We start from the raw sequence: 13,028 nt of genomic DNA on the forward strand, positions 1-13,028 counted from the left end.
CAAACCACATGATGTTTATTGTTTTTTAAAAAGGATGGTAATGACCGTCCCAATGTCCATTCTGCTGTTCACATGTATCGTTCCGTTATGCAGATGGACAAGCTCCTTGGCAATCGCGAGCCCGAGACCCGTTCCGGCAGTTGAATCTTTTGTGTTCGTCCCTCTGTAGTAACGGTTAAACAAATGGGTGATCGTTTCTTCATCCATTCCTTTCCCATTGTCCTTCACCTTTAAAGAAATATGATTTTTTGTTTGTTCCAGAATGACTTGAATCTCTGTTCCTTTGCCGTTGTGTTTCACGGCATTCCCAAGGAGGTTTTCTAATATGCGCCTGAACCACGCTTCATCAAGGGCAAATTCAATATGCTCTTCTTTGGATACAAACGAGATATCATAGCCTTCAGAAAACGGATTTTTCTTAAAATCCTCAATGACATTTTTAAAAAACGGGATAAGGCTAGTGAGCTTTCTCTCAATAGGAAGAGCATCATTTTTCAGCCGATACGTTAAATTTAAGTCTTCAATCAGCTTGGACATGTATTCAGATTTTTCTCTGACAACCTGCCCCATTTCTTTCACTTCTTCCGGCGACCAGTCATACTGCTTCGACTCGAGCATCATGCTGTAGCCGTAAATACTGCTGAGCGGTGTTTTTAAGTCATGTGACAAACCGGCAATCCATTCTTCCCTTGTCGCCTGGATTTTTTCTCTGTTTCTTTTATCCCTTCTCAGCGTTTCAGTCAGCTGATCCATTGATTCAAATATCTCACCGAAGAAACGGTACGGCTGTTTGATTTTTCCCTTTTTATTTTTGCTGACAGGACGGCCTTCCCGGTTTCTGGGCTCCTCAAGCTTCCCTTTTGACAGATTGACCAGCCATCTAATCGTGTGAAAAATCGGCAGCCCGAATCGGAACATATACCAAACGGTCATCCAAATGATATACATGAACAAAACGGCCATCACGAGAAACATCGCTTTTAATACAACCTTCAGGAATGATTTGTTAAACTCCTGATCGGTTACATAGACTGGGTTCGGCACCGTAGCGACCATCCATCTGTCTTTATTGAGGATCTTAACGGAAATTTCCCGCTTATAGTTCCAAGGCTTAGAGCTGTATTTAAGCAGCTCCAGCTGGTTCATCGTTTTTCTCTCGCTTTTTGTGCTGTTGATGCTGTCGAGAATCTTTCCATTGCTGTCTAACAGGTAAATGGCGCCTTTTTTCCGTTTAATATAGTCGATGGTACTAGACTTATAGTGCGCTAGCGAGTCTATCTTTTGTTCACGCTTTTCAACGGAAGTCAGGAGCTGTTCACTTTTTGATTTCCAGCCGGACAATAGAAGATACGACTTATCTTCAATATTGATGGCCCAATAATTCAGTTTATAGTTATGAAGCTTTTTGGTTTTATAAATAGACAAAAGCTCTTTCTTGGTATAGGTGCCCGGCACGTCTTTTGGCACGCCGTAGGAATAATCAGTGTTTCCTTCCGAATCAATGATTTGCATCCAGCCGTGCTGTTTATCAACAGATTTCTTCAGGAAATTATCCACTTCCCATGTCCCGTCTTCGTTTACATCGAGATATGCCTCAAGTGTGTCGGTCGTTGCTTTCGTCAGCCCTGAATTGGATTCCGCATCGCTAAAACGGGCGTCTAAATAGAAAAACGATGCAACAAGCATAACCGTAAGCAGCAGGATCACAATCAGCATCTGGCCGAAAAAGTGAAACAAAAACTTCCATCTTAACCTCATGACCGCTTGCCTTCAGGATTTGGGATAAAACGATAGCCGAGACCTCGAACGGTTACAATATACTCCGGATTGCTCGGATCGCGCTCAATCTTCTCCCTAAGCTTGCGAATATGAACCATGACGGTGTTGTTGTCACCGTAGGAAGGATAGCCCCATACTTTTTCATATATTTGATCTTTGGAAAGCACCACGTTAGGGTGTTCACAAAAATACTGCAAAAGCTGCAGAAGCTGGGCTGAACAGGCAACGGCTTCCCCGCCTACGATCAACTCGGCATTTTGCGGAGAAAAAGTAAAGTAATCATATGTGTAGGTTTGATTTGAACTCGTTTCTTTCGATTGATATGTACGCTTGAGATGCGCTCTGATCCGCGCCGCTAATTCCAGCGGATTAAATGGTTTTGTGATATAGTCATCAGCTCCAACCGCAAAGCCCGATAATTTGTCCGCGTCGGATGATCTTGCCGTCAGGAAAAAAATCGGAGCGTCTGAATACTCTCTGATCAATGTGCAGGCTTCAAAACCGGACATTCCGCCCATCATGACATCCAGCACAATCAAGTCAACCTTATTGGCCTTCACAACGGGAATCGCTTCTTCTGCGCTTGCCGCATCCAGTATATTTCGATAACCTTCTTTTTCGAGAACGCGTTTGATCATGTCCACAATCGCTTTCTCATCGTCTACGATTAAAATTGACGCATTTTCCACTTTTATGTTCCTTTCTGTCACTGTTTTTTTCATCTTATCATTATATCGTTTATTTATGGTACATTTTTGAATACATTGGAGCCTTGGCAAATCAAAACAGCAAAAAAGGAGCAAACAAGCGCTCCCTTTTGATGTTTTTTCATATGAAAATATTATGAGTTCTCATCTACCATGTACAAAATAAACTCCCAAAACCCCGGTACATCCTGACATAAAAGCATATCAGCCTTTTCAAACATTTTGATCTTCAGCTCTTGCTCTAAATCTTCTCTTTCTTGATAGGACGTATTGCTGAGTTTTTTTCTGATCATCGGTGAAAAGCATGCAATCAGGTGCTCAATGTCATAAGTCTCGTCTTTTTGTTTCTTTTTTTGTTCAAACTGGCCGTCCACAGCTTACTTTTCCCCCTTTTTTTGCGCCGCTAACTGCTTTCTGATATTCTCCAGCCCCTTTTTATGAATGTTGGAGATGTTTTGTCGGGACTCCCCTAATGAATCTGCAATCTCCTGCATCGTGGCACCGTGAAGATAGACTTTCGTCAGCACACTTTTTTGTTTGTCAGTCAGCTTCTGGATCGCTTGGTAGAGCTGGTAATCCTGTACATGCTGGCTCAAATCATCCTGCCTGTCTAAAAATTCTTCAAATGCATCGCTACCTGTTTCGGAAGGAAGCCGGTCTCCCGCCTCCGGATGATCAACCGTCAGTGGATACCGTTTTTGGTTTTTGCGAACCCGCTTATCAAAATCAATAGAAAAGATGCGAATCATTGAATTCATATACTTGACGATGCGGATTTCTTTATAAAATTGCTTAAATAGCTCGTCCAATGATCTTGCATCTTTTTCGTTAGGGCTTTCCATTACGTTTTTGAACAAACGGTAATGCTGAGGATTGCTCAAAAAATGCTTCACGATGGGATGCTTCATTATCTCCTTACATTTTGACCGTAAAAGACTTTGATAGTCCATCAAACCGCCTCCCTACTAAATTAAATGAAGGAAAGCAAAAAAAAGTAAACTACTACTTTCCGCCTAGTGTCTTCCAAAATACTTTGCAGCAGTTTACGTTTTATCGGTTTTCCTCACTTACATACATGACTGCAGAAAAAGAAGGGAGGTATTTTCCTATGGATCAGGTTTTTATAGAGGAAGTCGTAAAACAGATCGGCAATTTGGGGTTTCCCGCGCTGATTGCAATGTATCTGCTGACCCGATTCGAAAAGAAGTTTGATCAACTAATAGAACTAATGACAGAACTGAAAGATCATGCAAAAAAATAATTTTTCAATCGAAGTTGACTTTTCACTGGTTTTTTTCACTTAACAAAACAGAAGGGAAAACGAAAGGCCTTTCACCTTCTCTTTCTGCTATCACATTTAAATGTAAGGAGGAAACATTTCATGAAAAAACAAAATGACATTCCGCAGCCAATTAGAGGAGACAAAGGAGCAACGGTAAAAATCCCGCGCAATATTGAAAGAGACCGGCAAAACCCTGATATGCTCGTTCCGCCTGAAACCGATCATGGCACCGTCAGCAATATGAAGTTTTCATTCTCTGATACTCATAACCGATTAGAAAAAGGCGGATATGCCCGGGAAGTGACAGTACGTGAATTGCCGATTTCAGAAAACCTTGCATCCGTAAATATGCGGCTGAAGCCAGGCGCGATTCGCGAGCTTCACTGGCATAAAGAAGCTGAATGGGCTTATATGATTTACGGAAGTGCAAGAGTCACAATTGTAGATGAAAAAGGGCGCAGCTTTATTGACGATGTAGGTGAAGGAGACCTTTGGTACTTCCCGTCAGGCCTGCCGCACTCCATCCAAGCTCTGGATGAGGGAGCTGAGTTCCTGCTCGTGTTTGACGATGGATCATTCTCTGAAAACAGCACGTTCCAGCTGACAGATTGGCTTGCCCACACTCCAAAAGAAGTCATTGCTGCGAACTTCGGCGTGACAAAAGAAGAGATTGCCAATTTACCTGGCAAAGAAAAATATATATTTGAAAACCAACTTCCTGGCAGTTTAAAAGATGATATTGAGGAAGGGCCAAATGGCGAAGTGCCTTATCCATTTACTTACCGCCTTCTTGAACAAGAGCCGATCGAATCTGAGGGAGGAAAAGTATACATTGCAGATTCGACAAACTTCAAAGTGTCTAAAACCATCGCATCAGCGCTCGTAACAGTAGAACCCGGCGCCATGAGAGAACTGCACTGGCATCCGAATACCCACGAATGGCAATACTACATCTCCGGTAAAGCTAGAATGACCGTTTTTGCATCTGACGGCCATGCCAGAACATTTAATTACCAAGCTGGTGATGTCGGGTATGTACCATTTGCAATGGGTCATTACGTTGAAAACATCGGGGATGAACCGCTTGTCTTTTTAGAAATCTTCAAAGACGACCATTATGCTGATGTATCTTTAAACCAATGGCTTGCCATGCTTCCTGAAACATTTGTTCAAGCGCACCTTGACTTGGGCAAAGACTTTACTGATGTGCTTTCAAAAGAAAAGCACCCAGTAGTGAAAAAGAAATGCAGTAAATAAAAGACTTGCGGCTTGCAGAGAGCACTTGTTCTCTGCAAGCCTTCATAAGGAGCTGAACCAGTGAAACATCAAAACCCTTCAAAACGCTTATTGTGGCTCTCCATAAAGTACTTGCTGGCCGCAGCAGCAGTGGTGTTGACCTATTTTGCTGTCATCTATATATTGTTTTCTTTAGCGGGAACGAGCTACCGCTCAGCAGCTCATGTCCTGCTTTTTGCCGTGGTATTCCTTGTTCTCGGATTATGCTTTGAACCATTTGAACGGCTGATGATACATAGCTTTACATTTTTCAAGACAGGAAAACGTTTATTCATTCTCCTTGCCGGCATCGTACAGCTGCTGTTTTTGTGGATGACTGCTCATACAACAGACCAATTGATCAGCGACATCTGGCTGTCCACCACAGAAGAAATGGTTGTCGCAGCCGTTTTTTTGATTTTAGACAAATGCAACTCGGCTCTTCCCAGCTAAAAAAAAGAACGCATTCCAATTGGATGCGTTCTTTTTATTCATAGCGAAGCGCGTCTACAGGCTGAAGCTTCGAAGCCTTGATAGACGGAAGCAAGCCGAAGATAATGCCGACTGCCATTGAAAAGATGAGTGCTCCGACAACAGCTGGAATGGAGACGATAAAAGGCATAGGAAAAATGACCGTCAGCAGCTTGGCGATGCCGAAGCCCGCCAGCACACCGAGTATTCCGCCAATGCTTGTCAGCACGACAGCCTCGGTTAAAAATTGAAATAAAATCACACGCCGCTTAGCACCGAGCGCTTTCTTAATCCCGATTTCCCTCGTGCGCTCCGTTACGGAAACGAGCATAATGTTCATGACGCCGATACCGCCCACCAAAAGTGAAATACTGGCGATTCCGCCAAGCAGCAAAGCAAATGACTGATTAAAGGACTCCACTTCCTGCGCGATCTCCTGAAGATCCATTACACTGTACTCTGCTTTTTCCAGCTCAGCTTCTGACAGTCCCTGATTTAAAAGATCTGCAGCCATTACACCCGCTTCTTGGATATGCTCAGAAGAATCAGCCTGCACGGCAATCTGCGTTGGCGCGTCAAACCCTTCAATAAGCGGCCACACTTTTTTCGGCACGTACAAAACCGGGTTCGCGTAGTCGCCTTCAAACATGCTTTCCTGTTGATTTTTTTCTTTAAAAACACCGACGACCTTAAACGGCACACCATTCATCTCAATGTTTTTATGCAGAGCTTCTCCGTCTGGAAACAGTTCATCTCTGACAGCTTCATTGATCATCACTACTTGGTGTGTGCTGTTTAAATCGTTTTCCGTCAGCTTTCTCCCTTCGGTTATTCGGATTGGAAACATGTCGAAGTAATCATCGTCCACTCCATACACTTGGGGATACGAAACGTTTGTTAAATGAAAAACGCTCGCGCCTTCTGACAAGTAATATAAGGATAATCCTTTGACCATCGGATCTGATTTGATCGCCTTTACTGTTTCTTCCGCTACAGGCGGCGCGGACGCATACGACACCTGAGGGCCGCCGCTCTCCTCTTCTCCGCCAGACGGCTGGTAGACAACGTTGATCGCGTTGTTTCCCATGCCGATCATACTTTGCTTTAATTGCTCACTTTGGCCCTTCAGCATTGAAACAATCGCGATGATTGCCGCTATGCCGATAATCACGCCGAGCATTGTCAGAATCGATCTTAATTTATGAGAAAAAATGGATTGAAAGGAGATTCGAATATGTTCAAGCATGGCTGATATCCCCTCTCTCATCTAATACCAGCTCTCCGTCTCTGATAAAAACGGTTCTGTCAGCTTTTTTGGCGACGTCCGGGTCGTGGGTTATCATAATAATGGTCTTGCCTTCCCGATGCAGTTCAGAAAACAGTGACAAAATTTGTTCACTTGATTTGGTATCAAGCGCCCCGGTCGGTTCATCAGCTAAAATAAACCTCGGCTGATTGACAAGGGCCCTCGCTATCGCCACCCGCTGCTTTTGGCCGCCGGACAGCTTAGGCGGTTTGTAGGAGACCCTGTCTTTTAATCCGACCTTTTCCAGCGCTTCATATGCCCGTTGCCTTCTCTCTTTTTTCTTCACTTTATTGTAGATCATCGGCAGCTCGACATTTTGCAGCGCGGTGAGACGCGGCAGCAAATGGAAAGTTTGAAACACAAACCCGATTGATTCATTGCGAATTTCGGCTAAAGCCCCGTCTTTCCCTTTCAATATATCGATCTGGTCAAGCGTATAGGTTCCTGAGGTTGGCCTGTCCAAACAGCCGATAATATTCATTAGCGTTGACTTTCCAGAACCGGAAGGCCCCATAATAGCTAAAAACTCCCCCGCCTGAACAGTCAGATTGATATGTTTCAAGATTGGAACTTCTTCTTTTCCCAGCTTGTACGACTTCGAAATATTATTCAGTGTCAGCATTGACTGTAACCTGCTTTCCTTCCTTGACCGCGGGATCAGGATAGATCACATAATCTTCCGGCGTCAGGCCGCTCTTAATTTCCACCATGTCATTTTCATCAGTCTCTCCGATTTCAACAGGCTGCTTAACCGCTTTCTGATTCTCATCAGCTTTCCACACATACGGTTCGCCGTCATCCTGAATGACCATGTCGGACGGCAGCTTGATCGTATCCGCATCAGCATTATCACTCATCACTTCGATATTGACATGATAGCCGACTTCAAGACCTTTATGGCTGTCTAATAAAATGGTGAAAGGATAGTTAGAGGACTGGGGATTCATTTCTTCATCAGCAAAGCTTTCTGATTCTTCACCCTCGCCTGCTCCCGCTGGAAGCTTGCCGATCGAGGTGACCTTTCCTTTCCACTCGCCCTCACCGCCTGTTTTCAGCGTGACCCTGACTTTGCTGCCTTTTTTGATCGTGTCCATTAACAGCTCATTGATTTGGCTTTTGACCAGATATTTGCCCGTCGAAACAATCTGGATATACGGGCCCGTTGCCTGGTCACCTGTTGCACCGTCAGCGATATCCTGATTGACGCTTTGAACGATTCCGTCATGCTTGCTTGTAATGACATTGGAACCTTTGTTTTTCGTCAGGCCAGCCAGTTCTTTTTGATGCTGCTTCAGTTCAAGCTGGCTTGTTTTCAAATCGAAATTGGCTTGATCAAGTTCATCTTGAAGCTGGTTTTTCTCTTCTTTTCCTGCAACTTTCAGCTTTTTTTCCGTTTCCGTTATTGATTTTTGCAAACGGTTGATTTGCAGATTTGTCATTTCAATTTGCAAATTGGCTTGCTCCACTTCATCAGAATGATCCTCGCCCTCATACTCAAAAAGTTTATCGCCCTTTTTAACCTGATCGCCTTCTTTGACGTATGTTTTTTTAATGCTGCCTTTTTCTGAATCTATGTATACTTTCTGCTGTTTCTCAGGTTCAACCTTTCCAGAAAACGTTTGGCCTGATTCTGAATCTCCTCCCATGTATACCGCGACCGATTCAGCATAGGGCTCTGATGATACGGCAACTTGGTTCATGTGGGTAAAAAAGTAAAAACCGCCAGCGCTGATCCCAGCCAATACAAGCACACCGGCACATATCGCACCGCCAATAAGCCATTTTTTCTTCTTGGACACAACGATCTCCTCTTTCTGTAAACTATGTAATATTTTCGAAACATTCTAACCAATATTATCTATTAATTCAAAAAGACTTGCAATCCTTTTATTGAAATGACGGAATCAAATAGAAAAATTGTATTTTCAAAGCCGAATAAAAAAAATCCCGGCTTCAAACCGGGATTTTTTCATACAGTAACTAGCTCTTTTTCACTTTTAATCAAGTCATATGTCAAGCATACAGGTTTATTTGTACGGGGATCAGTCACGATTTCTGCATCAATCTGAAATACCTGCTTCAAAATGTCTGGTGTCATGACCTCCAGAGCAGTTCCTTCCTTGATGACCGTGCCTTTTTTGAGCGCGATCATATAATGAGAAAAACGAGCTGCATGGTTAAGATCATGAATGACCATTAAAATCGTCCGCCCTTGCTCTTTGTTGAGTCTGTCAAGCAGCTGCAGAATTTCAAGCTGATGTGCAAGATCAAGATACGTTGTAGGTTCATCCAGCAGAAGCAGTTCCGTCCCTTGCGCAAGCGCCATGGCAATCCACACGCGTTGACGCTGTCCGCCTGACAATGCCTCAATCGGCCGTTCAGCATATTCAGCCATGCCTGTTTCTTTAAGCGCCCATTTGATAATCCGGCGGTCTTCGTCATTTAATCTGCCGAATCCTGATTGATGCGGAAACCTGCCGTACGACACCAATTCGTGCACTGTTAGGCCGCTCGGCGCTTCAGGTGTCTGTGGAAGAATCGCCATATCTTTTGCAATGTCCTTTGTAGACATTTTATGAATCGCTTTGCCGTTTAAATAGACGGCACCTGCATGTGAACGCATAATTCTGGACATTGTTTTTAAAATCGTTGATTTCCCGCAGCCGTTCGGGCCAATTAAGGTGGTAATTTTCCCTTTAGGAATCGATATATTTAAATCCTCTACAATCACCCTGTCGCCATAACCGATACCAAGCTGTTCCGTTGATAATGAATTCATATTCGGCCCCCTCCTCTAATTCGCTTTCATCAATAAATAAATAAAGTAAGGCGCACCTAGCACGGAAATGACAAGTCCGACCGGAATTTCTGATGGTGCCAATACATTTCTCGCCAGCGTATCAGCAAGCAAAAACAGGAATGAGCCGATGAAGGCGGAGACCGGTATCAGCGTCTGGTGACGTGGACCGGTCAGCCTTCTAGCCACATGCGGCGCGATCAATCCGAGAAACGCAATGCCCCCCGCAGCTGCCACGCATGAAGCGGCAAGAGTGACCGCTGCCAGAAGAAGAATCCGTCTTTCCTTTTCAACAGCGGTGCCCAGCCCGGTCGCCAATTGGTCTCCGAGCTGCATAATGTTCAAATAGCGTGCCTTATATAAAGTAAACAGAAGCAAGATCACAATCCAAGGGAGAATCGCCCAGATCATATTCCAGTTCGCCCCCCATATTGAGCCGGATATCCAAACCGCGGCTTGCATAAAATCATGAGGGTCCATCTTAAGCTGAAAAATCAGCAACAGGGCATTGAATCCGGCATTCACCCCTATGCCGACTAAAATCAGCCGAATCGGTGTCACGCCTTTTTTCCATGCCAGAATATAAATGAGAAACGCAGCGAGGATTGCTCCTGCCAAAGCACTGAACGGCAGCATAAATGTTCCGAAAAAGCTGAGATCTGAAGCTGACCCTTGAAAAAAGTATATAAAAAGCACTACAGCAAGTGAACCGCCGGCGTTAATTCCGAGAATACCAGGCTCGGCAAGTTCATTTTGAGACACGCTTTGCAAAATGGCTCCAGCTACGGAGATCCCTGCTCCAACAAGCAAAGAAAGGATGATCCGGGGCAGCCTGAACTCAAATAAGACAAGTTCATCACGCGCCGTTCCTTGGCCGAAAAAGACCTGAAGCGTTTTAAGCGGTGCAATTTTGATAACGCCCAAATTGAGACTGATAAAAAAGACCACCACGATAAGCAAAAAGGTCACAGCCATTACAACGAGCGGTTTGTTTGTTTTTGTTTTCATTACAGCCCTCTCCTTTCACGACGTGCCAAATAAAAGAAAAAGGGAACGCCGATCAAAGAAGTCAGCGCGCCGACAGGCGTTTCAAAGGGCGCATTTACGAGTCTGGCCGCTATGTCAGCAAAAACAAGCAAAACAGCACCGAGCACCGCCGAGCAAGGAATGATCCACCGATAATCCACACCGACCAAAAAACGGGTAATATGCGGAATGATCAGCCCGATAAATGCAATGGTGCCGGCAATGGAAACCGCAGCTCCGGTCAGAATTACTACAATAAGCATGCCAACCAGTTTCACTGCTGATGTATATTGTCCAAGCCCTTTTGCCAGATCGTCACCGAGACTTAACACTGTCACAGACCGGGCGATAAAAAACGCGAGCGTTAAACCGACAGCCCCTGCAATAAGCAAAAGCTGGACCCCCGACCATTTCACACCCGCTACCCCGCCAGCGTACCAAAAGCTGATATCCTGAGCGACATCAAAGCGGATTGCAATGGCAGTTGAAATGCCGGTAAAGAAATAAGTAACTGCCGTACCCGCCAGAGCAAGCTTTACAGGCGTAAGTCCGCCCCTTGAAAACATGCCTATGCCCATTACCGTCGATGCCCCCAGCCCCGCTCCCGCAAAGGACCATAGCACAAGCCCCATTGCAGAAAGCCCGGGAAAAAAGGCAAACGCAATCGAAACCGCAAACGCAGAGCCTGATGTCACACCCATAATCGAAGGCTCTGCCAAAGGGTTTCTCGTCATCCCCTGCATGATTGCTCCCGACACTGCCAACAATGCGCCTACAAGCGCGGCAGCCGCCGTTCTCGGAAGCCGAAGATCATGTATAATTTGGTGAGATGTCTTTGTCGGCTGATAATGAAAAATGGCGTCCCATACAGTGCGCAAATGAATATCCGCTGCACCGAGGGATATGGATAAAAATGCGCCAAGGCAAAGCAGGCATAGACCTGCAATAAGGACGATAATCGCGCCATATGTCCTTGACGTCCATTGGATTTTTTCTGATGCAGTCCGTATATTTTTATGTTGACTCAACTGCCGTACTTCCTTTCTGTTACTGATAATGATTATCAATTGCTGTTTCAGTATATCACTTTTTTCAGCTGATTTAATAGAGTGTTTTGAACAAAAATGAAAATGCATTTGCAAAAATATCGTGTCAACCGGCACTTGCAGTGGTATAATCACAGATGATAATGATTCTCTTTTTCATCTATTTTTTTAGAAAGAAGGTATGAGATATGACCCATATATACAAGAAACTCGGAGCCGCGTTTTTTGCCCTGTTATTGATTGCAGCGCTGGCAGCCTGCGGGAATAACTCAGAAAGCAAAGGTTCTGCCTCTGATTCAAAAGGCGCAGAAACCTTTACATACAAGGCTGAAAACGGAAATGTAAAAATCCCGAAGCATCCTAAACGGGTGGTTGTCATGGCAGACGGCTATTACGGCTACTTCAAAACACTCGGCATCAACGTTGTCGGTGCGCCTGAGAATGTATTTAAAAACCCTTACTACAAAGGAAAAACCGACGGCGTTGAAAACATCGGAGACGGCACTTCGGTTGAAAAGGTAATTGATTTGAACCCTGACCTGATTATCGTCTGGACAACACAGGGCGCTGATATTAAAAAGCTTGAAAAAATTGCGCCAACTGTCGCAGTAAAATACGATAAGCTCGACAACATTGAACAACTGAAAGAATTTGCAAAAATGACGGGAACTGAAGATAAAGCTGAAAAATGGCTGGCCAAGTGGGATAAAAAAGTTGCGGCCGCTAAAACAAAAATCAAAAAAGCGGTCGGTGACAAAACCATTTCCATTATGCAAACGAACGGAAAAGACATTTACGTATTCGGTAAAGACTTTGGAAGAGGCGGAAGCATCATTTACAAAGACCTCGGCCTGCAGGCTACAAAGCTGACAAAAGAAAAAGCCATTGACCAGGGGCCAGGTTATACAAGTATTTCATTAGAGAAGCTCCCTGATTTCGCCGGAGATTACATTTTCGCGGGCCCATGGCAATCAGGCGGTGATGATGGCGGCGTATTTGACAGCTCCATTTGGAAGAACCTGAATGCCGTTAAAAATGGCCATGTATACAAGATTGATCCGATTGGCTTCTATTTCACAGACCCGATTTCATTAGAAGGACAACTGGAGTATATTACGGAAAGCTTGACTAAATAAACAAAAGAGCCGCCCGCGGCTCTTTTGCTTATTTATAAGGAACGGCTCAATTTGAATCATATCGGATATTTTCTTTGAGCCATTCATATTAAGCTGCATCCTCATCACGATCAGTTTTTTTATGCTGGAGAGACTGAAAAACGTTTTTTGCATATTTAACGAACGGATTCCTAACAGGAGAAATTGTGATTTTATAAAAAAGA

Annotated in this window: 14 protein-coding genes; 4 read left to right on the plus strand and 10 right to left on the minus strand. The window is 44.3% G+C overall.

Annotated features, from left to right (window positions below; translation table 11 throughout):
- Nucleotides 1-15 precede the first annotated feature (15 nt).
- From yvrG to sigO, 4 genes are all read right to left on the minus strand, one after another.
- The gene (yvrG, locus tag MHB62_RS17205; RefSeq protein WP_015714690.1) at nucleotides 16-1,758 is read right to left on the minus strand and encodes a two-component system sensor histidine kinase YvrG; all 1,743 of its coding nucleotides are present in this window, start codon (nucleotides 1,756-1,758) and stop codon (nucleotides 16-18) included.
- Nucleotides 1,755-2,468, minus strand: a complete 714-nt coding sequence (yvrH, locus tag MHB62_RS17210) for a two-component system response regulator YvrH (protein WP_003243545.1) — start codon at nucleotides 2,466-2,468, stop codon at nucleotides 1,755-1,757. The genes yvrG and yvrH overlap by 4 nt, the downstream gene beginning before the upstream one ends.
- A gap of 152 nt (nucleotides 2,469-2,620) precedes the next feature.
- Nucleotides 2,621-2,860, minus strand: a complete 240-nt coding sequence (gene rsoA / locus MHB62_RS17215) for a sigma-O factor regulator RsoA (RefSeq protein WP_003228484.1) — start codon at nucleotides 2,858-2,860, stop codon at nucleotides 2,621-2,623.
- Between the two features lie 3 nt (nucleotides 2,861-2,863).
- On the minus strand, nucleotides 2,864-3,394 hold the full coding sequence (gene sigO, locus MHB62_RS17220; RefSeq protein ID WP_072692766.1) for an RNA polymerase sigma factor SigO: 531 nt from the start codon (nucleotides 3,392-3,394) through the stop codon (nucleotides 2,864-2,866).
- Between the two features lie 200 nt (nucleotides 3,395-3,594).
- On the opposite strand from sigO, the gene MHB62_RS17225 reads away from it, so the two are divergent.
- From MHB62_RS17225 to rsiO, 3 genes are all read left to right on the plus strand, one after another.
- On the plus strand, nucleotides 3,595-3,747 hold the full coding sequence (locus tag MHB62_RS17225; protein ID WP_003244090.1) for a YvrJ family protein: 153 nt from the start codon (nucleotides 3,595-3,597) through the stop codon (nucleotides 3,745-3,747).
- 120 nt (nucleotides 3,748-3,867) lie between these two features.
- A complete protein-coding gene (oxdC, locus tag MHB62_RS17230) occupies nucleotides 3,868-5,025 on the plus strand; it encodes an oxalate decarboxylase (protein ID WP_015714692.1) in 1,158 nt (385 codons plus the stop codon).
- Nucleotides 5,026-5,085: 60 nt separating this feature from the next.
- Nucleotides 5,086-5,496, plus strand: coding sequence for an acid stress-sensitive anti sigma factor RsiO (gene rsiO, locus MHB62_RS17235; protein WP_015714693.1), 411 nt, complete (start codon nucleotides 5,086-5,088; stop codon nucleotides 5,494-5,496).
- A gap of 34 nt (nucleotides 5,497-5,530) precedes the next feature.
- On the opposite strand, the gene MHB62_RS17240 is transcribed toward rsiO, so the two are convergent.
- From MHB62_RS17240 to MHB62_RS17265, 6 genes are all read right to left on the minus strand, one after another.
- A complete protein-coding gene (locus tag MHB62_RS17240) occupies nucleotides 5,531-6,760 on the minus strand; it encodes an ABC transporter permease (protein WP_014480847.1) in 1,230 nt (409 codons plus the stop codon).
- Complete coding sequence (locus MHB62_RS17245; RefSeq protein WP_014480848.1) at nucleotides 6,753-7,442, minus strand: ABC transporter ATP-binding protein; 690 nt, start codon at nucleotides 7,440-7,442, stop codon at nucleotides 6,753-6,755. Before MHB62_RS17245 ends, MHB62_RS17240 begins: the two co-directional genes overlap by 8 nt.
- Nucleotides 7,426-8,619, minus strand: coding sequence for an efflux RND transporter periplasmic adaptor subunit (locus MHB62_RS17250; protein WP_015714694.1), 1,194 nt, complete (start codon nucleotides 8,617-8,619; stop codon nucleotides 7,426-7,428). Before MHB62_RS17250 ends, MHB62_RS17245 begins: the two co-directional genes overlap by 17 nt.
- A gap of 170 nt (nucleotides 8,620-8,789) precedes the next feature.
- Entirely contained in the window at nucleotides 8,790-9,599 is an 810-nt protein-coding gene (locus tag MHB62_RS17255; RefSeq protein WP_015714695.1) for an ABC transporter ATP-binding protein, read from the minus strand.
- 15 nt (nucleotides 9,600-9,614) lie between these two features.
- Complete coding sequence (locus MHB62_RS17260; RefSeq protein ID WP_003228452.1) at nucleotides 9,615-10,625, minus strand: iron ABC transporter permease; 1,011 nt, start codon at nucleotides 10,623-10,625, stop codon at nucleotides 9,615-9,617.
- Complete coding sequence (locus tag MHB62_RS17265; RefSeq protein ID WP_032722836.1) at nucleotides 10,625-11,671, minus strand: iron ABC transporter permease; 1,047 nt, start codon at nucleotides 11,669-11,671, stop codon at nucleotides 10,625-10,627. Before MHB62_RS17265 ends, MHB62_RS17260 begins: the two co-directional genes overlap by 1 nt.
- A 206-nt stretch (nucleotides 11,672-11,877) precedes the next feature.
- Here MHB62_RS17265 and MHB62_RS17270 point away from each other — a divergent pair, with 206 nt between their 5' ends.
- Entirely contained in the window at nucleotides 11,878-12,825 is a 948-nt protein-coding gene (locus MHB62_RS17270) for an iron-hydroxamate ABC transporter substrate-binding protein (RefSeq protein ID WP_015714697.1), read from the plus strand.
- Nucleotides 12,826-13,028 lie beyond the last annotated feature (203 nt).

This window comes from Bacillus sp. FSL K6-0255 (genome assembly GCF_045040725.1).
In the GTDB taxonomy this organism is placed as follows: domain Bacteria; phylum Bacillota; class Bacilli; order Bacillales; family Bacillaceae; genus Bacillus; species Bacillus subtilis.

Excerpts from the sequence above, each read along its gene's own strand:
- yvrG (WP_015714690.1), bottom strand. The coding sequence starts at position 1,758 with ATGAGGTTAAGATGGAAGTTTTTGTTTCACTTTTTCGGCCAGATGCTG.
- sigO (WP_072692766.1), bottom strand. The coding sequence starts at position 3,394 with ATGAAGCATCCCATCGTGAAGCATTTTTTGAGCAATCCTCAGCATTAC.
- MHB62_RS17225 (WP_003244090.1), top strand. The coding sequence starts at position 3,595 with ATGGATCAGGTTTTTATAGAGGAAGTCGTAAAACAGATCGGCAATTTG.
- oxdC (WP_015714692.1), top strand. The coding sequence starts at position 3,868 with ATGAAAAAACAAAATGACATTCCGCAGCCAATTAGAGGAGACAAAGGA.
- MHB62_RS17240 (WP_014480847.1), bottom strand. The coding sequence starts at position 6,760 with ATGCTTGAACATATTCGAATCTCCTTTCAATCCATTTTTTCTCATAAA.
- MHB62_RS17245 (WP_014480848.1), bottom strand. The coding sequence starts at position 7,442 with ATGCTGACACTGAATAATATTTCGAAGTCGTACAAGCTGGGAAAAGAA.
- MHB62_RS17255 (WP_015714695.1), bottom strand. The coding sequence starts at position 9,599 with ATGAATTCATTATCAACGGAACAGCTTGGTATCGGTTATGGCGACAGG.
- MHB62_RS17260 (WP_003228452.1), bottom strand. The coding sequence starts at position 10,625 with ATGAAAACAAAAACAAACAAACCGCTCGTTGTAATGGCTGTGACCTTT.
- MHB62_RS17270 (WP_015714697.1), top strand. The coding sequence starts at position 11,878 with ATGACCCATATATACAAGAAACTCGGAGCCGCGTTTTTTGCCCTGTTA.